The sequence below is a fragment of the Ktedonobacter robiniae genome (assembly GCF_016587375.1).
In the GTDB taxonomy this organism is placed as follows: Bacteria; Chloroflexota; Ktedonobacteria; order Ktedonobacterales; family Ktedonobacteraceae; genus Ktedonobacter; species Ktedonobacter robiniae.
This window is the reverse complement of sequence record NZ_BNJG01000001.1, coordinates 2,995,102-3,016,571: the sequence shown is the minus strand read 5'-3', so window position 1 is coordinate 3,016,571 and position 21,470 is coordinate 2,995,102. Positions and strand designations below refer to the sequence as shown.

The window sequence follows — 21,470 nt, the reverse complement described above, 5'->3', positions numbered from 1 at the left end:
GCCAGGAGCGGGCCCGCTCCTGGCGTACGCGGCTACTCTGTTATTGTTAGCGCACTGGTGGGCGGTAGTTCTCGACTTTGATGGTATCAGCCTCTTCAAGTGGCACATTCTGATTGTACTCAGGCGTTCCACGCTCGACTGTGTCTTCATCGTGGAAACTTGTCGCCGGGAGCGAGGACTGAGCTTGCGTATCACCCGGCTGCAATTGCGCCATGCGCTCGGTCGCGTCATAGGCGCCGTGCTGCTTCAGCACCTGCCGCGCCTCATCATAGCGCTCATTGCTCTTCACTGTGACAATGGTGCGGCCATGCTCCAATTCTCCCTGGTAGTAATGTGCCTCGTCTTCGGGTACTCCCATACCAATCAGCATGCCCACAAAGCCACCCGCCATAGCTCCCAGGGCGGCCCCTCCCAACGCGGCAAAGATGATTCCACCCGCGATGGCAGGCCCCACACCCGGGATGGCTGAGATTGCTGCAACCGTCAGGACACTGCTTAAGGCGCCACCGCCGATGGCGCCTGCCGCTGCCCCAATTGCAGACTCGGTCGAGATCTTTTTCTCACTCTCCTGAGTATCAAGATGACGATAGAGAAAGCCTATTTGCTGATCCGTAAATCCCGCCCGGCGCAAATCCTCCAATGCCTCCTCGGCCTTTTCCCGCTTCTCAAAGACACCGATCACCATGGGCTGTGCCATAACAGACATCGATTCATCTATATTCATTTGCACCTTCACTTTCACGCATAACCATTTTTATATCAACATACATAGATACACGTATGTGAAGCGCAAAACGCTCCTGCTGCCAACAGCCTGATATACAGTTATGCAGCTTTCCGCTTTTCTCGCAATTTATTTCATTACATCCGTCAACACAAAAAATTTCCTTCATCTACATATACATACATCAATATGACAAACAAGTATTAGCTAAACTGATACTCGTTAAACATATCGAAAGATGCTCCTACAGCCATTGACAGATTAGCTTGATTAGGAATACTATGTTCGGGATAGCATCACTTAATAATCAATGCTATACAACACCTCGTAAAACGTGCCAACGTTTCGGCACCCTGTAGAAGGAACACTTACCATGTCTAACATGCATGAAATGCCCAACCATCGATACAGCGATCATGACTCCATTGAAAGCGATCTAGAAGCTCTCCTCCTGGGTGGAGTAGAGTCACAGGATCAGACCCAGCAACCATTTGTTCATGCAGAGGCGGCATCGCCTGCGCCCTTCGGAGGTGAGGAGGATGAGGAGGACAGGGAGGTATACCCGGACCATGATGTTCAGGGTGCATTAGGACTTTTCGCGGAGGCCGCACAGGATATGACCACAGCCACACTTGAAATTGGCCTGGGCCGTCATTTTGCCTGCGCCGATTACTGCAACCAGGTGGCGGAAAAGGCTGCGCAAGCTGTAAGCTTGCTCAACATTGGCCGCCGCTCTCCATATAATCATGACTTGCGCGCACTGGGCGCACAGGTTGGAGCACCGGACTCGATTCAAGAGGAGATGGCCCGGCTCTCGCCGTTCCATCCCGAGGCGTTTTACGCCGACACCCCTCCTGAAGAGGCCGATGAGGTCATCAGTGCCGATGAAGCGAGTAGCTATATTCAGAGCGCTCGCACAGTCCTACGCTGGGCACGTAATATTGTTTTGACAACGTAGTCATTGGTCGCGATTTGTAGCGCGACCAGGGTCCTGGCACTCAGGAAAAGGTACGCCTTCTTCTTGACCTGTCGATGATCTTATTCCGGAACCTCCCCATTCGGGGACACGGCAACGTCACTGACGTGTCTAGCGCTTCCCCCATTCGGGGACAAGCGCGCTCAGGGTTTTCGGATCAGAAGTATGTGACAGAAGACAGGCCATGCCAGGGTCACAAGCACAAGTGGAGGACACATCTTCATGACGCAACAGATCACACACACACAATTGGAGGAGGCTGTCAAACAGTCTCCAAGAAAATGGGTCTATCTCTTTAGCGAGGGCAACGCCTCCATGCGTGCCCTCCTCGGTGGTAAGGGTGCTGGCGTGGCCGAGATGACTAATGCTGGTCTGCCTGTTCCTCCCGGCTTTACAATCACAACTGAGGTCTGCAATGCCTACTACGAGGAACAGAAACAGTTCCCCGCTGGTATGTGGGACCAGGCCCTCGCCGCGCTGCAAATTGTCGAAGCACAGACGGGTAAACAGTTTGGGGGTCGGGAGAATCCACTCCTGGTCTCGGTACGCTCAGGCGCGAAGTTCTCTATGCCCGGTATGATGGATACGGTGCTGAACCTGGGTATCAATGACGAAACCGTACAGGGCCTCATAGCCCTAACCCAGGACGAGCGCTTCGCCTATGACGCCTATCGCCGCTTCATTCAGATGTTCAGTAAGATCGTGTTGAATACTAATCCCCAGGACTTTGAACACATCCTGGAAACCTACAAGCAGCGCACGGGCGCAAAGACGGATGCCGAGATTCCCGCTCAGGCCCTTAAAGAGCTGGTCGTCGAATTTAAGCAGGTCGCGGAGCGAGCCTCGGGACAGCCCTTCCCCACAGACGTCTATGAGCAGTTGCGCAAGGCAATCGAGGCCGTTTTCGCCTCCTGGAACAACAAACGCGCCATCGACTACCGCAATTTCAACAAAATTCCGCACAATCTGGGAACCGCCGTCAATGTCCAGAGCATGGTCTTCGGCAATATGGGCAGTGATAGCGGCACAGGTGTGGCCTTTACCCGCAACCCTTCAAACGGCGAGCACGAGATGTTTGGCGAGTATTTGCTTAATGCCCAGGGTGAGGATGTGGTCGCCGGTATTCGTACGCCATCAAAAATCAGCCGCCTGCACGAAGACCTGCCCGAAGTCTATCGCCAATTCCTGGAGATCGCCAAACGCCTGGAGGCGCACTACCGCGATATGCAGGACCTGGAGTTTACGGTCGAGCATGGTCGGCTCTACATGTTGCAAACACGCTCAGCCAAGCGCAACGCCAGAGCTGCGATCAAGGTCGCCGTGGATATGGTGCGCGAGGGCTTGATCACGCCTGAAGAGGCCCTGCAACGCGTTGAACCCGCGCATGTCTACCAGCTGCTCCTGCCCCGCTTTGATGAAGCGGAGAAGCGAAAGGCCACGACGGAGGGTCGCCTGCTCGCAAAGGGCCTGAACGCCTCGCCGGGTGCGGCCTACGGTAAAGCTGTCTTCGACGCGGATCGCGCCGAGGAGCTGGGCAAATCCGGCGTATCCGTCGTACTGGTGCGCCCGGAAACCAGCCCCGATGACGTCCATGGCATGCTCGTTGCCAAGGGTATTCTCACCGCACGCGGTGGTGCGACCAGCCACGCCGCCGTTGTGGCACGCGGGCTGGGTCTTCCCTGTGTCGCTGGCTGTGAGGGCATCCGCGTCAGTGATAGCGAGCGCCTCTTCCGCGTCAACAATTCTAATAGTGTTATTCGCGAGGGCGACGACATTTCGATTGATGGCGCGACGGGCGAGGTCTTCCAGGGTCGCATTCAGACCGTTGATTCCGATTTCGCCAGGGAGGAAGATTTACAGACGCTGCTGGGCTGGGCCGACAAGGTACGCAGGCTTGGCGTCTGGGCGAATGCCGACTACCCACGCGATGCACAGCGCGCCGTCGCCTTTGGAGCCGAGGGCATTGGCCTCTGCCGCACCGAGCATATGTTTATGGAGCAGGAGCGCCTCCCCATCGTGCAGAAGATGATTCTCGCACGCAGCCCCGAGGAGCGCCTGGCCGCACTCGATCAGTTGCTACCCTTCCAGCGCAGCGACTTTAAGGGCATCTTCTCGGCCATGGTCAGCCCCACAACAGGCGAGGGCTACCCGGTCGTTATTCGCCTGATCGATCCACCGCTGCATGAGTTCCTACCCTCCTATGAAGAGCTCCTGGTCGAGGTCACTCGCCTGGAGACCCAGGGCGGACATGAGGCGGAGCTGCAAGAGAAGAAGGCCATGCTCGAAGCCGTCGGCTCTATGCGTGAGATGAATCCCATGCTGGGCTTACGCGGCTGTCGCCTCGGCCTGCTCTTCCCTGAGATCAACATCATGCAGACGCGCGCCATTCTGGAGGCCGCAGCCGAGCTAGCGCGCGAGGGCAAGAAGCTCCAGCCGAAGATTATGATCCCACTGGTCGGCCACGTCAATGAGCTACGCGAGGTCCGGAGGCAGTTGGAGAGCGTCGCCGCGGAGATTGCGCGCGAATCTGGTGGCGCCATCGCGTACAAATTTGGCACCATGATCGAGGTTCCACGCGCCGCCGTGACCGCCGATCAGATCGCACCGGTCTCCGACTTCTTTAGCTTCGGTACCAACGACCTGACACAGACCACCTTCGGCTATAGCCGTGACGACGCCGAGGGCAAGTTCTTGCTCAAGTATGTCGATGGCCTGGATGTTCCCGGTCAGAAGGACAAGGTTAAGATTCTACCCACCAATCCCTTCCAGACCCTTGATCGTGAGGGCGTGGGCCAGCTGGTCGCCATGGCCGTAGCCAAGGGACGCCACACCAACAAGGATATTGAGCTGGGCATCTGCGGTGAGCATGGTGGTGATCCTGAAAGCATCACCTTCTGCCACGAAGTTGGCCTCGACTACGTGAGCTGCTCGCCCTTCCGCGTTCCCGTCGCACGCCTGGCTGCCGCGCAGGCCGCGTTGCACCAGTCCGAGCGCGATAAATAATAATCTTGATGAGAAAAGTGGGTCGGTCGGGGTGTATACCCCGACCGACCCACTTTTCTCATCAAGATTAGCGCTTTTTACGGCTTGACAGGAAGCTGCCTCCTGCCATGACTGCGCCTACGATGAGCATTACCAGCCCCCACCACAGGTTAATATTGAAGCCATCGCTGCGGTTATACTCGGCACCTGTGCCGAATGCTCCATAGAGGAGGAGCACCAGCCCGATAACCCCAATGGTCGTGCCAATAGTTAAGGCGATAGAGAGCCGATGTGTCTCGCCCGACTTTTCCATGTTGCGCACATCTTGTTGACTCATAATCATTGCGTCCTTTCGCTGGCTAGAAGAAGATGATGTTTAAGACCACGAATATCGCCAGGGCGATACCAGCCAGTACCAGAGGTTTCTTATACCAGACCGTCTCCACAACCTCACGCTTCGGCGTCATACTGTAGACCAGGCCCTTCAGCTCACTAGCGGGTTTCGGCTTGGTAACGAGCGAGACAACGATGGTCACCACGAAACAAACCGACCAGGCGATCAGAGCGCGCCACATGCTCGACCCCTGGCTGCTCCCCATAGAGATCATATGGTACTGCTCCATGAGCCAGAGGCTAATCGAAGCCGCCGTCCCCACCACCAGGCCAACAAAACCACCCCAACCAGTCGTGCGACGCCAGAACATACCCAGCAGGAACGTCGCCAGCAGCGGCGCATTAAAGATGGAGAAGAGAGCTTGAACATAGTCCATGATACTGTTGAAGCTTGCCGCCAGGTAAGCTGTGCCGACGCTCAGCACAATACCGACAACGGTAATGATGCGGCCCATCCACAGATAGTGGCTATCAGGCGCGTCCTTCTTGATATATGAGCGATAGATGTCATACGTCCAGACGGTATTGAAGGCGGTCACATTACCGGCCATACCAGACATAAAAGATGCCAGCAATGCCGTTAGCCCAAGGCCCAGCAGGCCACTGGGGAAGAACTGCACCATCGCGTATGGGATCGCCATGTTATAGGAGTTCTGGAAGCCGCCACCCTGGCCCAGGTGCGGCATCAGCGAGAAAATGACCAGTCCAGGAACGATAGCGATAAAGGGGAAGAAGAGCTTGGGGAAGGCCGCGATCAAGGGTGTGCGTTCGGCAGCCGCCTCATCCTCAGCCGCCAGCGCGCGCTGCACGACCAGGAAATCGGTACACCAGTAGCCAAAGCTCAGGACAAAGCCCAGGCCCAGCACGATGCCAATGAAGTTGGCACCAAAGGGATTGTTGTTCCCGGCCGTCCCCTGCCACAGGTGGAAGAAGGCGGGATTATTCACCTTGGCCTGGAGACCCGCCCAACCGCCTACATGGTTCAGGCCAATCAGAGTAAGCGGTAAGAGGCCCAGGACAATCAGGAAGAATTGCAGGGTCTCATTATAAATGGAGGACGAGAGGCCGCCAAGGAGAATATAGGCCATGATAAAGGCCGCGGAAATCCAGATGCAGATGTTGAGGTCCAGGCCAAACAGGACGTTAAACACCAGCGCGGCGGCATACATATTAATTCCAGAAGTCAGGATCGTCAAAACGCCAAAAGAAATGGCGTTAAAGCCACGGGTGGCTTCGTTAAAGCGCAGCTTGAGGAAGCCTGGAACCGAGTGTGTCTTACTGCCATAGTAGAATGGCATCATAAAGATGGCCACAAACAGCATGGCCGGAATAGCGCCAATCCAGTAGAAGTGGGCCTGCATAAAGCCGTACTGCGCGGCATTGGCGCCCATGCCTAGGATTTCGAGCGCGCCCAGGTTCGCGCCCACAAAGGCCAGGCCTGTTACCCAGCTAGGAAGCGAACGACCAGAAAGGAAAAAGTCCTCGGAAGAGCGCATGCGTCTTCGGAGCGCGAAACCAATGCCCAGCGTCACGCAAAAGTAAATACCAATAATCAGGTAATCTACCCAGCCGAGATTCGCTGTTGGCACATTCACTTGCGTGAATGCAAAGGTCAACATAACAACATCTCCTTTGAGCGTAGAGGAAACCGCGGATCGCTTCATGGCATGACAAAGCATAGAGGCGCCCTCGTGGCGTCTCTCTTATCAGAGCCAGCGTGTAGAACCCAGCGGCATGTCGGTGGCCCCACCCCCTAACAACGCTTTCCCCAGTTTCAAATACATGCCGCACGAGACAGGTGCGCGGAACTCCTCCTCAACCACATACCAACCATCGGGTAAAAACTCAACAAAAAGTCGCGATCTTTTAATTCCTATTTATCGATGCAGCGTTGGAGCTTTCGTACTTAAGAAAGCTATAACAGATCAAAGCTCTACGAACAAGGCTTCAACGTCTTATGAAAAACACGTTTCACATGCCCCAAAGGTGTACAAGTTCAAGCATTCAAGCCCAAAGCTGGCTTATCAAGTGTCGATGTTTGCTGTTTGGCCCTGATTGAAACCTGGAGCGCGTGCTTAGCGTGCATCTTGTGAAGATTCTATCGCATAGAGGAGGAGATAACAGTGACACTCTCAGGGAAAGTCGCATTAGTAACTGGAGCGGGCTCCGGCATCGGCAAGGCCACTGCGGTGCTCTTCGCCCAACAAGGAGCCAGAGTTGGCGTGCTCAGTCATACCAGCGACGAGATCGAGCAGACCGTTAAGGAGATTACAGCCCAGGGGCATGAAGCCATCGCTATAACCGCCGATGTGGCGCGGGAGCAGGACATGCAGCGCGCCGTACAGCAGCTTATTGAGCGCTGGGGCCGACTGGATATCGTGTTCGCCAACGCGGGTATCAATGGTGTCTGGGCGCCCATTGAAGAGATCTCAGTTGACGAGTGGATGAAGACAATTAATACCAACCTGACGGGCACCTTCCTGACGATTAAGAGCGCTGTCCCCTCTTTGAAAAAGCAGGGTGGCTCGATCATCGTAACGGCCTCGGTCAATGGAACGCGCATCTTCAGTAATACTGGCGCCACGGCCTACTCCAGCACCAAGGCGGCCCAGGTTGCCATGACCAAGATGCTAGCAGTTGAGCTGGGTCGCAGCAAAATACGCGTCAATGTCATCTGCCCGGGAGCGGTCGACACCGAAATCAACGCGAATACGCAACAGCGCGATGTCGAGAAGGTAAAAATTCCTGCCGAGTTCCCTGAAGGCTCAACGCCCCTGGCCGATGGCGAGTCCGCCAGTTCAGAGCAGGTAGCCCAGTTGGCGCTCTTCCTGGCTTCAGATGTCTCCAGCCATATCAGCGGTACCGAGATCTGGATCGACGGCGCCTCGTCGCTCCTACGCGGCTAAAAAGAAGCGCATGCTGCCTTCCGCGATTGTTCGCGCCTGTGGCACTCAGAGAAAAGAGATAGATATTCATTTTGCACTTGATTGCGTGCAAAATGAATATCTATCTCTTTTTAGAGGGGGATCTCTACCAGAACCTTGAGCATACCTTTCTGCTCAGCCTGGCGAAAGGCCTCTTCGGCGTTCTCTAAAGTGTAACGCGCGCTGATAAGAGGTCCAACATCTATGCGCTTCTGGTGCAAGGCTCGCAGGGCTGGCTCAAAGGGTCCACAGCGTGATCCCTGCACGCGTATCTCGTTAACGACGATACGGGAGAGATCCAGCGCGCCTTTCTCCGCAACAGTACTCTTGAGTACAACGGTTCCTCGTGGCCGCACCAGGCGTAAAGCCATGTCCAGGCCCTGTTCCGAGCCAGTACACTCCACCAGCAGATCGAGGCGCTCGCCCTCCTGCACCAGGCGTTCGGCCTCGGCTACGGTGAGCGTTGTAATGCCTCGCTTACGCGCAAGGGCCAGCTTCTCCTCGTGTTTTCCTACCATCCAGACCTGGCCCCCGCTCAGAGCCAGGACCTGGCCCGCCAGTTGCCCCATCTTGCCATCGCCAAGTACCAGCATGCGCATACCGGGCGTGATATGCACTTGCTCCAGCATCTCAAAATTTGCCGCGAGCGGCTCCACAAAGACCGCCTCCTCGTCGCTGATCTCGTCGGGTACCAGGTGCAGATTCTCAACGGGCAGGGTGAGATAGTCGGCAAAGGCGCCATCCCGGCCCACAATACCCAGCGCTGCTCGTCGAGGGCAATGCGAGTATATCCCCTGGCGGCAATACCAGCACTGCGCGCCACGGCAGGGAATATTGATCTCACCAACTACGCGCTGACCCAGCAGATGGCTATATTGCGCGCGTGTGTCAAGCCCCTGGATCGTCTCGACCACCCCGACAAACTCATGCCCCAGCGCTCCCTGAAAGCCTTTATACCCTCGCGTAATCTCCAGGTCTGTATTGCAAATGCCCGCCTGCACAACCCGGATCAGTGCCTCGCCCTCTCCAGGCTGCGGCTGTGGGTAGTTATGTTCTAAGGCCAGGCCTTGCGCTCCATACACTAACGCGCGCATGTGATCTTTTCCTCCTGCCAGTTTGTTTGAAGCGAGTGTAATTCAAAGTTTTGCACGGGAACCATAGGCGCCCGATTTATCGCGTGCAAGGCGATGTATCGCACGAATATAGAGTCGCGACCGATGAGATGGTGTGGCGCGGCTTGCCCGAGGGCATCAGAGCGTTCTGGAACGGCACCCCATATGCTGTATTCGTGCGATACATCGCCTTGCACGCGATAAATCGGGCGCCTATGGGATTGGAAACGCCCTTGCAAAACATTGACGCCAGCCCGCTTGATGCTTGTAAATTTGGCTGCACCTGACTATACTGTCTCTACATGCATGCACTTCAATAGAGCATATATTTCCATTTCCGCGTTCGACACAGCACATCCCACTATAAGAAAAGGGAGTATTTCTATGTCCTTTGATCCCAATGAGCCAACCTTGTCCACTGATATACCTCTACCATCTACAACGCCTGCGCAAGCCACGCCGTCACATATTCCCTCTGGGCAGTATCAGGCCCCACCCTCTGCCTACCAGGGCTATCCCTACCCACAACCCGCGATGCCACCGGCGGGTCCATTCCCGGCTCCAGGCATGCCACCCTATCCCTACCCGGTTATGCCGCCGCCACGCAAGAAGTCGTCGCTGCTGTGGCTCTGGATTACGCTGGGCGTGCTGGGAGGTGTGACCCTCCTGGGATGTGGTATCTGTGGCGTCATTGGCTACCTGGGTATCAGCCTGGTCCAGTCTGACACCGTACAGGCACCGGCCAGGGTCACCCTCTACTATCAATCATTGCAGACAATGGACTATACTAAGGCCTATACCTATGTATCGCCAGATGCGAGCTTCTCTATCACGCAAGATGATGGGAGCACAACTCAGATTTCAGACGAAGAGACCTTTACAAGTGCCGCACAAAGCGCCGATCAACAGCTGGGAAGCATTGAAAGTAGCAACCCCCGTCTGGTATCATTGAACAATACCGTCGCGAAAATTGCGGTAACGGTCACACGTACTAACAAAGTGTACGTTGTTCACCTCACGCTTAATAAGATAAATGGCAGTTGGAAGATTGTGGAGGCCGATGGCATCTAGCATCTCTCCCCGCCCTAAGATCTTATTCCGAAACCCAACGCCCATTCGGGGGCGCGCGCCACTGGCGTGTCTAGCGCTTCCCCCATTCGGGGACAGGCGTGCGCAGGGTGTTCGGAGAAGAAGTACAAGGGTTTTCACACAATGAATAACTACGACCTGATCGCGCCTTTTTATGATGCCGAACACGCTCAGTTCAGCGAAGATTTCGATATGTATCGCAACTTCGCTGAACTCTGCGGCGGCAAGATTCTGGAGCTGGCCTGCGGCAGTGGCCGCGTCCTGCTTCCCCTGTCCGAGGATGGCTACGAGGTTACGGGCGTCGATACCTCAGCGCAAATGTTGGACCTCGCACGCCAGGCATTAGATGACGCTGGTCTCAGCAAACACTGTACCCTGGTACAGCAAGATGTCTGCACTCTGCAGCTGGAGCAGAAATATCGCCTGGCCTTTATCGCGCTTGGCTCCTTTGCACACATTACATCACGCGTCCAGCAGAAACAGGCCCTGGCCGCCATTCGTGCCCATCTCTCGGTCGGTGGCACTTTCATTCTGGATATTAGCAACGGCGACCTGCGCTATATGGAGGGTATGAGCGGGCAAATGCTACACCAGGGAACCTGGCAATCCGATGACCAAACCTGGCTCTCCCACTTTGTCAGCCCGGCCGCCTCGCATGATCGTCACCTGCTGGAGCTAACACACTTTTATGATCAGCATCACCAGGGCGGACCCGTTCAACGTACGGTCGTCACGACACATCACTACCTCTTCGAACGTGGAGAGATTGAACTCCTTTTGGAGCAGGCAGGCTTTCAGGTAAAGGATATCTATGGCGACTATGACCTGGCGCCTTACCAGCTAGAAAGTCCACGCCTGATTTGTATCGCCGAGGCCCGATAGCACATAGTATTCACAACGCAGAGAAGGGAAAGGCATATGCAGATACCGCACCCATGGAATCTGAGCCCGGAGGCGGCAATCGCCCTGCAACATGAACTGGCGCAGCATATTATTCTGGAGGATCAGGTAGGCGAGGTACGCTACATCGCGGGAGTTGATATGGCCATCCACGAAGAGCATAATATGGCTCAGGCGGCCGTGGTGCTCCTCTCCTTCCCCGACCTGGAGATTGTGGAGCGGCACATTTACGAGGAGCCGATACAAATGCCCTATGTACCGGGTCTCCTCTCGTTTCGCGAGGCGCCTAGCGTCCTGGGCGCCATACGCAAACTACGCCAGAAACCCGACCTGGTCATGGTAGATGGTCAGGGTATCGCTCACCCCAGGCGCATCGGCATTGGCGCGCACCTGGGTCTCTGGCTCAATATCCCCACCATCGGCTGCGCCAAGTCGCTGCTGGTTGGGCACTACGATAAAGAGGCTCTCGGCGAAGAGGCGGGCTCCTGGGTTCCTCTTATCTATAAGAAGGAGGTCATTGGTGCCATGGTGCGCACGCGCACACGTGTTAACCCCATGATTATCTCGCCAGGGCATCTCATTAGCCTGGAGACCAGCATCCGCTACGTTCTGGCCTGTAGTAAAGGCTACCGTCTGCCGGAGCCAACGCGCCAGGCCGATAAGCTCTCCAAAGACAAAACCTGGATCGAGCCAGAAGCGCCTGAGCAACCTACCCTGTGGTCATAGTAAGTGGCGACGTGATATGTAGACGCGTGGCCACAAATGTACAAAAAATACCTACTCTCGGCTCGCGGCCTTCTGGCGCTTTGCCCCTTCCAGGATGGGCAGTGTGAAGTAGAAAGACGAACCTTTGCCTACCACGGTATCAAAGCTGATGGTGCCACCATGCTGCTCTACGATCAACCTGGCGATTGAGAGGCCCAGGCCATACCCACCCATTTTCGATTGCTGGCTATGGTTGGATTGGTAGAAGCGCTCAAAAATATGTGGGCGATCCTCAACCTGAATACCATAGCCGGTGTCGGTGACACTGATCATCTGAAAGTGTGCATCATGCACGCTGGCTGTAATAGTCACCGAGCCACCGGGTGGCGTATATTTAATGGCATTGGAGATCAGGTTATTTAAGACTTGCTTGATGCGCTGTGGATCAACATACAAGAGGGGGGTCTCGGGCGCAATCTCCAGGACGAACGCAACCCCCGCCTTCAGCGCCTGCGGCTGTAAGCTCTGCGCCACCAGGCGAACCAGCTCTAGCAACTGTACGCCTTGCTGCTTAGTTTCAAACTGCCCCAGGTCCGAGCGCGTCATAAACAAAATGTCTTCGACGATTGAGATAAGCTGCTGCACCCCCTCTTGAGCGTATCCCAGGTAGAGGCGCTGCTCATCATTCAATTCGCCCATATGCCCCTGCCAGAGAAGCTCAATAAAGCCGTGGACCGAGTTTAAGGGTGTGCGCAGCTCATGTGAAACCATTGAGACAAAATTCGAGCGCACCTGGTTCGCCACCTTGAGGGCCGAGAGGTCGCGCAGAGCCAAAACTGCGTACGGCTGTTCGGCTATACGAATAGGAGTTACACTGGTGGAGACCTCGCAAAAAATCTCCTCCTTTGCCCCGACCAGCAGTTCTTCGTTCTGCAGCGACTCATCCTGTTGCAGGACCCGCGTCAGGGGACAGCTCGAAGTTCCACACAGCTCCATACGGTTCAGGTTCTTGCAGCGTAACATTTCGCGACATTTCCACAGCGTCCCCGGCTTGCCTCCAGGTAAGCGCAACATCTCCCTGGCCGCTGGATTGCTGTCGCGCAGGCAAAAGTCTTTATCCAGAACTAGTAGCGCGTCCGGGCTGTGCGTCATAAAAGACGTAAGCACCAGCTCGCGCTCTAACGGCACCGCCTCATCACGCTTGCGGCGCCCCCGGCGAGGCGACACGACCGCCAGGTCATATGTCTCCTCTTCTCGATGCGTTCCTGACCCTTCTTGTGACATATCTTTCCGCACCCTGACCCCCTACATTTCCAATGTCTTCACGTTCTTGTTTAAGCCAGCTCCCCTTCACTCGAACGCGAAAGAAATGAGCACATCCCTACATCTTTACTTGCCTACAAACTTATAGCCAACGCCACGCACTGAGAGAATGTAGAGTGGCTTGTCTGGATCGTCCTCCAGCTTGACGCGCAAGCGACGGATGTAGACATCGACGATATTGCTGTTGTTCTCGTTATCGTTCCAGACCTCAGCCAATAATTGATCTCTATTCACCACCTGGCCCGCGCTATGCATCAAAACACGCAAAACATGCATCTCGGTGGGAGTCAGGGTAACGGGCTGCTTCCCCGTTACGGCGACTTTCAGCTCGGCCGGGAAGAGCTCTATCTGCCCGCCGCGGATACTCTGGTTGCCCGTTTTGCCACTCTTTTTGATCCGGCGCAAAACGGCCTGTACACGCGCGACCAGTTCCTGGTGATTGTAAGGTTTGCAGATGTAATCATCCGCGCCAATGTTGAACCCCTGGAGCTTTGCCTCAATTGTGTCCTGGGCCGTCATAAAAATAAGGGGGATCTCATAGCCTTCCGCCTTTAGCTTGGCGGAAAACTCAAAACCATTGATATACGGCATCGTGACGTCCAGAATCAAGAGGTCCGGTTCTCGCTTCTGAATCATTTGCAAGGCCCCGCGAGGGTTATCCGCCGTTTCTACCTCGTATCCCTCTTTGCTCAGTACAAATTGCACCAGCGTATTGGCAAAGCGGTCGTCATCTACGACGAGAATGTACACAGTCTTCCCTCTCCTGTCTTTCAGGTTGCCGTGCACACTGCTGTGGGCTGTGGGCACTTCCCAATGTCCATCTAACATATAGGCAATTACCTATCATGTAATTGCCATTTACCCCATGTGAACCAGGTTAACCATTGGGTAGTCTGCGCTTATGAGCGTGGGTATAACGTCGCTACTCCCTTCCATCAGCGATCTCCCCAACATGGTTGCTGAAAAAAAGCAGTACCACCACTCGAGGAGAATGTTTAATGTTACTGCTTTTTCTTCTTACTAGTATTTTATAACCCCTATGCCTGTGTATGGTACACAGTACTATAGGTTTATGTCAAGATTACAGCCTTAAAGCCCGTACTTTCTGGATATACACCATCAAAATGGCTATATCCGCGGGGGTTACTCCCTCTACGCGTGAGGCCTGCCCAACCGTGCGTGGCTGCGTCTTAAGCAGCTTCTGGCGCGCCTCCGTACGCAGGTGCTGCACATCGCGGTAATCCAGGTTCTCCGGAATACGCATCTCTTCCAGGCGCGAGGTGCGGCGCACCAATTGCTCCTGCTTGCGCACATAGTTCTCATACTTGACTTGGAGCTCAACCTCTTCAGCAGTATCCTCCGGCAGGTCGGTCAGTTCCATAAAGATCCTGGATGTAGACTCCGCGCCATCCATGTTTGTGTGCTCTTCAACCATACGTTGCGAGAGTTGAGCGACCTGGAAGTACTTCACGGCTGGGCGCCGCAATAGCTCTTTCGCGGACATCTTCTGTCCCAGCGGGGCAATTCCCAGCGTCTCGGCGTGCTGCTCTGTAACCCTTGAGGAGGTAAAGCTCACGCCCTCCAACACCTCCAGGGTACTCTGGATGGCCTCTCGCTTACGCACTACCTGCTCATAGCGCTCATCTCCAATCATGCCCAAGCGATAGGCATGATCGCCCAGGCGCAGATCAGCGCTCTCAGGGCGCAGCAAGAGCCGATGCTCAGCTCGCGAGGTATGCAGGCGATAGGGCTCGCTCATGGGACGCGTCACCAGGTCGTCGATCAAGACACCGATGTAGGCTTCATGTCGCCCCAGCACAAAGCCATCCTCGCCACGCGCATAGAGGGCTGCATTAATGCCCGCCATGATGCCCTGAGCCGCGGCCTCCTCATAGCCGGAGGTACCGTTGATCTGGCCCGCCAGGAAGAGGCCCGCTGCGGGCTTGGTCTCCATCGTAGGGAAGAGCTGTGTGGGCAAGACATAGTCATACTCGACGGCATAGCCAACACGCATGATCTCCGCCTTCGCCAGCGCGGGAATGCTGCGCAGCATCTCCAGCTGCACATCCTCGGGGAGGCTGGTATTCATGCCCTGGACATAGACCTCGCCCGTACGCCAGCCCTCTGGTTCCAGAAAGATCTGGTGCGAGACCTTGTCGGCGAAGCGCACAATCTTATCCTCAATAGAGGGGCAGTAGCGCGGCCCAACCCCTTCGATGATGCCAGTATAGAGGGGAGAACGATGCAGGTTATCACGAATAATCTGATGGGTGCGCTCGGTTGTCCGCACCAGGTAGCAAGGCAACTGCGGACGCCAGCCGCGCAGGTCCTCCTCCAGCACAGGGTAGACCGAGTTTGGCTTCCCACCGGGTACCTGGATATCCTCGCGCGCCTCTGTATCCTGCGAAAAATAGAGCGGGACAGTACTTCCAGGCTGGCGCTCCGTCTTGCCGAAATCTATTGTGCGTGCATCGATACGCGGGGGCGTACCCGTCTTAAAACGCCGCATCTCCAGGCCCAGTGCACGCAGCGAATCGGAGATACCTAGCGCCGGACCTTCGCCGGCGCGCCCGCCTGGCTGCGTCTTCTCGCCAACCACCAGGCGACCATTAATAAATGTGCCCGTCGTCATCACCACTGAGCGCGCATGATACTCCCAACCGTTGCTGGTCACCACACCATGCATCACATGCCGCCCATCCTCGCGCTGCGTGCTCAGCAAGCGCAAGATCGTCGCCTGCCGTAGATCGAGATTTGGCTGGCTCTCCAGCACAAACTTCATCGCCAGGCGGTAGGCTTGCTTATCACACTGCGCGCGCAAGGCCTGAACCGCTGGCCCCTTACTGGTATTTAGCAGGCGCATCTGGATAAAGGTGCGGTCGGTATTGCGCCCGATCTCGCCGCCAAGGGCATCAATCTCCTTGATCAGGTGTCCCTTGGCCGGTCCACCCATAGAAGGGTTACAGGGCATCAAGGCCACGCTATCCAGATTCATCGTGAGCAATAGGGTCTTGAGTCCCATGCGCGCGCTGGCCAGCGCGGACTCGCAGCCCGCGTGTCCCGCGCCCACAACGATAACATCATAATAGCCGTGCACACGCGGCTCAGAGGATGTGTGCAAGCTCTCTCCAGTGTTAGTCATATTTCCGTACCTGGTCGCTTCTTCTCTATGAATGTTTCTTCACTTCAACACGGCTCATATTATGCCCCAGTCGTTCACCAGCGTCAATATTTGACACGCCAGCTAGGATTTTTCACGTTTTCAGCGCTAATGAATGTTTCAACAATCAGGCAGAATAAAATATCGGCGTAGCCGTCAAAAATGACGGCTCTTCTAAAGCAATTAGGGAGTTCGCTTGTTTGAACAGCGTTTCAGATTTCTGATACACTTCTCTCGATGAAGCAGCATGTGCTGCTCTGGGGTAGAGAGTGGGCGGCACATCGCCTTAGCTGATCCCTCACATGCACCATTGCCTGATGCAAAAAGATGTATCCCCCCCTCACTACTTCTCAGAAGGTGCCCTTTCAGTCACGTAGGGACCCAAGTCGTCCCATGAGGAGTGTTATTGGTGTTTTCTGATTGCGTAAGTAGTCCGCAAGAGCTTCGCGCAGAATGGTTGGCATCTCATAGGTGGGATGAAGATTCCACTCCGGTTTGGCATAGCCGCCATATGGACCAAGCTCCCAGTCAGATCCAGCAACACGATAGGTCTTACTAAGATGGAGTGGCGCACCGGCGACCAGGATCGTTCCCTTCTCTATGGTTGCGCCACTGAGATGAAGGAATCCCTGTACCTGTCCATGGAACGGACGTGGACGCCGAGCAGCCGTCTCTGGATTCACGCCATAGGCAATCATGGTACTTAATTGCACTCCTGTCATCGTAACCACACCCGGGTTGGCAGGAGAGGAGCAGACTTCGTAGAGACGCTCACGTGTGAGAGGACCTGCATCAAGTGGAGCGGAGAAGGCGGCCCCCGACGTGATGACAGCGACATCAGCGTTCATGCGTGCTCGTAACATATCTGCCATGAGATTTGCCGTCCCACATTCGCGATCCTCGGCAAAGGTGAGCGGCTCGGCAAGTTCTGCCAGTATCTCACGCATCTCTTCGCTTTGTGTCTGAGCCATCTCTTCCTCGATACGCGTCACCTCTGCATATATCTCAGGGGCAGGTGGGAGGGCCTCAGTGATCGGCAGCATTTGTACCTGTTTGATTTGGAGGCGAGATCCATCCCAGTGCAGATCAAGGCACCCAAGGTATTGTGCATATGCCCCCGTCTGGACAATGAACACATCACCGACATGCTCCCCTCCCATGAGTACATCATGTGTATGGGCGCCGATAATCAGGGGAATCTCGTCTTGCAATTGCTCGGCCAGCATACGATCATTTCCCAGACCCATATGTGAGAGGAGGATCACACAATCGGCCCCCTCCTGGCGAAGTTGCGTTGCCAACTCGCGAACAAGCGGCACTGGAGAGCGCTCCTGCATTCCATAGAGGGTTGTATAGAATTGATGCAGATTCTCTGAAAGGCCGATTATTCCCAGGTGTATTGCACCAACTTGGAGGAGAGCTGTGGCTTGCCCTCCTGGGGGAATGGAGCCATCCGGCAAACGAAGATTTGCGAGCAACTGGGGGAAACAAGAGGCTGCGCGATAGGCAGGAAGAACCTGATAGCCATAATGCAAAATACCACCATTACCCACAGCTGCAGCGTCGCACCCAGCAACGTGCAGCAGCTGGTGCATCGCTCGACCTTTTGTCAGGTTGCTCAGACGAACGGAGGAGTCCTCGACATCTCCGCCATCAAGATAGAGCACGGGAAAGGGGGCATATTCAGCACGGAGCTGTTTCACAAGGGTCACCATACGGGCGAGACCGTCAATGCGTCCATGAATATCATTACTATGGACAATACGAAAAGATTGATTGGTGCTCACGTGATAGATATCCTTTCAGGATCGAATGGGAGCATACGAAGATGGAGGATCCCAGAAGAAGAGAATAATCTCTGGTGCGCCTGCCTGTTCGTATGCTTTCAGACGCTATGGAATGATAGGCGAGCCTTTCAGCAGTTTGGGCGACGCGTGTCATCATCTCATATGCCTCAAGAGGATCATGGATGCCAACCAGATCCATCCGCCAGCCTTGCGGAACAGTGATGCCATAATGCATGGTCATGAATACATCCATCCTTTCTTTTTTTCCTGGCTATATGCCACGAGTTGTCCGCTAAAGGCAGGTGGATGCTCGCTCGTGTTCCCTTATGTTTCCAGAACTGGAGTCAACGATGCGCTAAGGAGCATTTCCCGCTCTTTGTATCGGATAATTTTCTGCTGGAGTGCCTCCATATGTTGCTCCATTTGTCGCATTTGCTCTTCTAGGGCACGCTGATGATTTTCCAGGAAGACACGGCGTTCAGTGGTGGTCTGTGGTCCTTGACGGCGTAAATGGGCAAATTGGATCATTTGTGCGATGGGCATGCCTGTCTTGCGTAACCGGATGAGCAAACCAATCCACTCAATATCTTTCTGAGTATACCGACGATGCCCGCTTGACGCCCGATTGACAGGTTCAAGCAAACCAATGCGCTCATAATAGCGCAAGGTATCGATACTTAAACCTGTCTGTTGGGCCACCTGTTGGATAGAGAGTTCTGTGTTCATGGTGGAACTATACAACCTGGAGTATACTCCACGTCAAGTGATGCCCAGACTTTTTCTGCAACATCTGCCTGGAAAGAGAGTTAATCCAACTGACGTACACCACGAACCAGAAGGCCTGAAGCAGTCAGGAGGAACAAGACGCCACCTCCAACCAGAAACATCCAGGAAGGTCCAAATCGGTCGGTCGCCAGACCTGCCAGAGACAGGCCAATAGGAAGAAGACAGGAGGAGCCCAATGCATCAATACTGAAAACGCGTCCTTGTTTTTCTTCAGGCACCAGTTCTTGTAACACGGTGACCCAAATGACCCCGAAGGTTCCCAGACCCAGACCAATGAAGACACTACAGCCACAGGCAGCCCAGGGGAACCAAACAGTCGGCCATGGAAAACCAATGGCCATAGTGCTCCCGCCGGTCAAGAGCAGACTGAGATACGCAAGTATCCCTCGGCGACGAAGTTGGCGTCGTTGCCCAATAATAATGGATCCCACAATAGCGCCAAGGGCATTAGCTGTCCCGGCGGTTCCGACGAGCCAGACACCTGCATGATATGTATCTTGAACGAGCTTGGGAAGGGAAATATCCATAGCGTCGATACTAATGTTGCCCAACGCAGCAATGGCAATGGAGATCCAGAGCCAGGAAGAAGCCATGACATACCCGAATCCTTCGTGGGTGTCGTTCCAAAGCATCCTTTTCTTGGCAGAAGATGTGGTTTGTATGTCCTCCTGTTTCTGGGTCTCCACTCGGCTCAGGCGTTGACGGGTCGCGAGTGGCTGCCAAGATAGAGTAATGAGTATACAAGCGGCAGAGAGAAGAAACGAGAAACCGTTCAGGGTAAAGGCGGCCATAGGGCCAGCTAACGTGACACAAGCTGCCCCAACCATAGGGCCAATCACATCACCGATCTGACGGCTCAAGCCATTGAGAGAATTGGCTGAGCGAAGTACGTCACGCTCGACCAGTTGAGGTGGAAGAGCTTGATAGGCTGGAAAGAAAAAGCCTTTGGCGATCCCGAAGAGGCCCAGGCCAAGGAGATGCCACAATTGAAGGACGTGAAGCCAGCCAAGAACAGCGATCAGGAGAACAGCAAACGCTCGAACTCCATCAGACCAGAGCAGAATACGTATGCGTGAAAAGCGATCAGCAACAACGCCACCCAGGAGCAAAAAAAACACTTGAGGAAGACTTGTTGCGGCAAGCACTATTCCCATAGCGGTTCCAGAGTGGGTCATGAGGAGTATCTGCCAGGCAAGAGCCATATTAAATGCGCCATCCCCCAGGCGTGAGATACTTTGGCCTGTCCAGATCAGCGCAAACGAGCGGGAGCGAAACGCCTCCAGAAGAGGGAAGCGCGTAGATACTTTGAGTATTATCACTCTTCATTTCCTTTGTACATATGAAAAGACGAAACAGGGTGAGCGCCAGCGTTCTCGAAAGGGAAGCATTCGAGAAGCCCTGCGATCAGGTCTAATCAGAAGTAATGTTCCCCAATTGGCTCCCTTGTCAGGAAAATGCCAGTCGAGAGAAGGGGAACAGAGGGAACTGTACAACCTGGAGCGCGCTCCAGGTCAAGAGGTAAAGCGGGGGTTTCGCATGATGTGTTGCGTCTATCACTGCAGGAAAGAACCAAAATATGATTGACTAAAGCCGCTGAACGTGCTATTATCGTGGCACACACGGGGCGATGGCGAAATGGTAGACGCAGGGGACTTAAAATCCCCAGGCTGAGAGGCCGTGAGGGTTCGAGTCCCTCTCGCCCTACCTCTCTCACAAATCCGCTTCTCAAGCGGTCTCAGCAAAAACACAAATTCCCACGAAAGAGCCAGAAGGCTCTCTTTTTTTGTCATTTTTTGGGAAATCCCCAGGGTTAGAAAAGCACTTCTAGGACAGGAGACATACCAATCCCCTGTCCTAGGAAAAATCGATTATTTGGCTAACCGCGCTATTTGTCCCTGTTCTTGCCCCTTTTCCTTCTACTTGGCAAGTTCAAATCACCAATAGGGGAGTAGTTTGTGTGCTCTCGCCTGGCCTCAGCACTGCGGTAATCCTTCAGGTAGATCTCCGTCACCTTGACGGTGCTATGGCCCATTTCGCGCGCCAGCTTGAACAGCTCGCCGCCACGTTCAAGGAAAGGACCCGGAGCGGTTGTACGCGGCGGGGACCCCTGCCCCACCGCCGCGCACAACCGCCGCCCTCAGGTCCGCCACTCCACTGCTCCACCTCGCAGGCACTGCCGAGCGTTACAGCACACTAATAGCCTCAAAGGAAATCGAACCCTCGTCAGGAGATTGAAAGTCTCCTATGCTAGCCGTTGCACCATGAGGTCAAGTAGGATCACCTTTCCCTGGTTCATATCCTAAAAGAAAGAAAGGGAAAGATATGGATGAGATCTGTGTTGAACTTACATTTGATAAAGAACTTCCCTGTGTCATCTGCGGAAAGCCAACAATCTGTGGTGTAGCCTGTCGCTCGGTGACGCAGGGCATCACAGGACACGAGTTCAGTGAAACATGGATACTTAACCCATACTGCGAGCAGCGTACTGGGTGTAGAGACAAAGTATGGGAAAAAGTGAGGACCCCGCGACTGGACTCGAACCAGTGACTTCTGTACGCGATTGCAACTCCGCGCACTGACAGTGCTCCGCCACCTGAGCTACACAGAGT

General features: G+C 54.8%; 17 protein-coding genes and 3 tRNA genes. 8 read left to right on the top strand and 12 right to left on the bottom strand.

What is annotated here, in order from left to right; genetic code table 11:
• Positions 1-46: 46 nt before the first annotated feature.
• The gene (locus JMJ04_RS12655) at positions 47-724 is read right to left on the bottom strand and encodes a hypothetical protein (protein WP_201370837.1); all 678 of its coding nucleotides are present in this window, start codon (positions 722-724) and stop codon (positions 47-49) included.
• 373 nt (positions 725-1,097) lie between these two features.
• On the opposite strand from JMJ04_RS12655, the gene JMJ04_RS12650 reads away from it, so the two are divergent.
• Positions 1,098-1,682, top strand: coding sequence for a HEPN domain-containing protein (locus JMJ04_RS12650; protein WP_201370836.1), 585 nt, complete (start codon positions 1,098-1,100; stop codon positions 1,680-1,682).
• Between the two features lie 240 nt (positions 1,683-1,922).
• A complete protein-coding gene (ppdK, locus tag JMJ04_RS12645) occupies positions 1,923-4,703 on the top strand; it encodes a pyruvate, phosphate dikinase (protein WP_201370835.1) in 2,781 nt (926 codons plus the stop codon).
• 67 nt (positions 4,704-4,770) lie between these two features.
• On the opposite strand, the gene JMJ04_RS12640 is transcribed toward ppdK, so the two are convergent.
• Together JMJ04_RS12640 and JMJ04_RS12635 are read right to left on the bottom strand one after the other, a co-directional pair.
• Positions 4,771-5,019 (bottom strand): hypothetical protein, encoded by a 249-nt coding sequence (locus JMJ04_RS12640; protein ID WP_201370834.1) that lies wholly within the window; start codon positions 5,017-5,019, stop codon positions 4,771-4,773.
• Positions 5,020-5,041: 22 nt separating this feature from the next.
• Positions 5,042-6,694, bottom strand: coding sequence for a sodium:solute symporter family protein (locus tag JMJ04_RS12635; RefSeq protein WP_201370833.1), 1,653 nt, complete (start codon positions 6,692-6,694; stop codon positions 5,042-5,044).
• Positions 6,695-7,198: 504 nt separating this feature from the next.
• On the opposite strand from JMJ04_RS12635, the gene JMJ04_RS12630 reads away from it, so the two are divergent.
• Positions 7,199-7,981 carry an SDR family oxidoreductase gene (locus JMJ04_RS12630; protein ID WP_201370832.1) on the top strand — a complete coding sequence of 261 codons (783 nt, stop codon included), beginning with the start codon at positions 7,199-7,201 and terminating at the stop codon, positions 7,979-7,981.
• A 110-nt stretch (positions 7,982-8,091) separates the two neighbouring features.
• Here JMJ04_RS12630 and JMJ04_RS12625 read toward each other — a convergent pair whose 3' ends face one another.
• Positions 8,092-9,093 (bottom strand): MDR/zinc-dependent alcohol dehydrogenase-like family protein, encoded by a 1,002-nt coding sequence (locus JMJ04_RS12625; RefSeq protein ID WP_201370831.1) that lies wholly within the window; start codon positions 9,091-9,093, stop codon positions 8,092-8,094.
• A 402-nt stretch (positions 9,094-9,495) separates the two neighbouring features.
• On the opposite strand from JMJ04_RS12625, the gene JMJ04_RS12620 reads away from it, so the two are divergent.
• From JMJ04_RS12620 to nfi, 3 genes are all read left to right on the top strand, one after another.
• Positions 9,496-10,182, top strand: a complete 687-nt coding sequence (locus JMJ04_RS12620; RefSeq protein WP_201370830.1) for a nuclear transport factor 2 family protein — start codon at positions 9,496-9,498, stop codon at positions 10,180-10,182.
• A 141-nt stretch (positions 10,183-10,323) separates the two neighbouring features.
• Positions 10,324-11,082, top strand: a complete 759-nt coding sequence (locus tag JMJ04_RS12615) for a class I SAM-dependent methyltransferase (RefSeq protein WP_201370829.1) — start codon at positions 10,324-10,326, stop codon at positions 11,080-11,082.
• Positions 11,083-11,118: 36 nt separating this feature from the next.
• Positions 11,119-11,826: a deoxyribonuclease V gene (gene nfi / locus JMJ04_RS12610; protein WP_201370828.1), complete on the top strand. Its 708-nt coding sequence runs from the start codon at positions 11,119-11,121 to the stop codon at positions 11,824-11,826.
• 51 nt (positions 11,827-11,877) lie between these two features.
• Here nfi and JMJ04_RS12605 read toward each other — a convergent pair whose 3' ends face one another.
• The 6 genes from JMJ04_RS12605 to JMJ04_RS12580 all read right to left on the bottom strand — a co-directional run bounded on the left by JMJ04_RS12605 (position 11,878) and on the right by JMJ04_RS12580 (position 20,180).
• A complete protein-coding gene (locus tag JMJ04_RS12605) occupies positions 11,878-13,089 on the bottom strand; it encodes a sensor histidine kinase (RefSeq protein WP_201370827.1) in 1,212 nt (403 codons plus the stop codon).
• 105 nt (positions 13,090-13,194) lie between these two features.
• A complete protein-coding gene (locus JMJ04_RS12600; protein ID WP_040442483.1) occupies positions 13,195-13,878 on the bottom strand; it encodes a response regulator transcription factor in 684 nt (227 codons plus the stop codon).
• 331 nt (positions 13,879-14,209) lie between these two features.
• Positions 14,210-16,270 (bottom strand): tRNA uridine-5-carboxymethylaminomethyl(34) synthesis enzyme MnmG, encoded by a 2,061-nt coding sequence (mnmG, locus tag JMJ04_RS12595; protein WP_201370826.1) that lies wholly within the window; start codon positions 16,268-16,270, stop codon positions 14,210-14,212.
• Positions 16,271-16,653: 383 nt separating this feature from the next.
• Positions 16,654-18,075, bottom strand: a complete 1,422-nt coding sequence (locus tag JMJ04_RS12590) for a bifunctional metallophosphatase/5'-nucleotidase (RefSeq protein WP_201370825.1) — start codon at positions 18,073-18,075, stop codon at positions 16,654-16,656.
• 324 nt (positions 18,076-18,399) lie between these two features.
• The gene (locus JMJ04_RS12585; RefSeq protein ID WP_201370824.1) at positions 18,400-18,801 is read right to left on the bottom strand and encodes a MerR family transcriptional regulator; all 402 of its coding nucleotides are present in this window, start codon (positions 18,799-18,801) and stop codon (positions 18,400-18,402) included.
• Between the two features lie 80 nt (positions 18,802-18,881).
• A complete protein-coding gene (locus tag JMJ04_RS12580) occupies positions 18,882-20,180 on the bottom strand; it encodes an MFS transporter (protein ID WP_201370823.1) in 1,299 nt (432 codons plus the stop codon).
• Between the two features lie 302 nt (positions 20,181-20,482).
• Here JMJ04_RS12580 and JMJ04_RS12575 point away from each other — a divergent pair.
• Together JMJ04_RS12575 and JMJ04_RS12570 are read left to right on the top strand one after the other, a co-directional pair.
• Positions 20,483-20,565 (top strand) — tRNA-Leu (locus JMJ04_RS12575).
• Positions 20,566-20,818: 253 nt separating this feature from the next.
• Positions 20,819-21,058: a hypothetical protein gene (locus JMJ04_RS12570; RefSeq protein ID WP_201370822.1), complete on the top strand. Its 240-nt coding sequence runs from the start codon at positions 20,819-20,821 to the stop codon at positions 21,056-21,058.
• On the opposite strand, the gene JMJ04_RS12565 is transcribed toward JMJ04_RS12570, so the two are convergent.
• Both JMJ04_RS12565 and JMJ04_RS12560 read right to left on the bottom strand, forming a co-directional pair.
• Positions 21,059-21,130, bottom strand: a tRNA-Glu gene (locus JMJ04_RS12565).
• A gap of 251 nt (positions 21,131-21,381) precedes the next feature.
• Positions 21,382-21,469 (bottom strand) — tRNA-OTHER (locus JMJ04_RS12560).
• Between the last annotated feature and the right edge of the window lies 1 nt (position 21,470).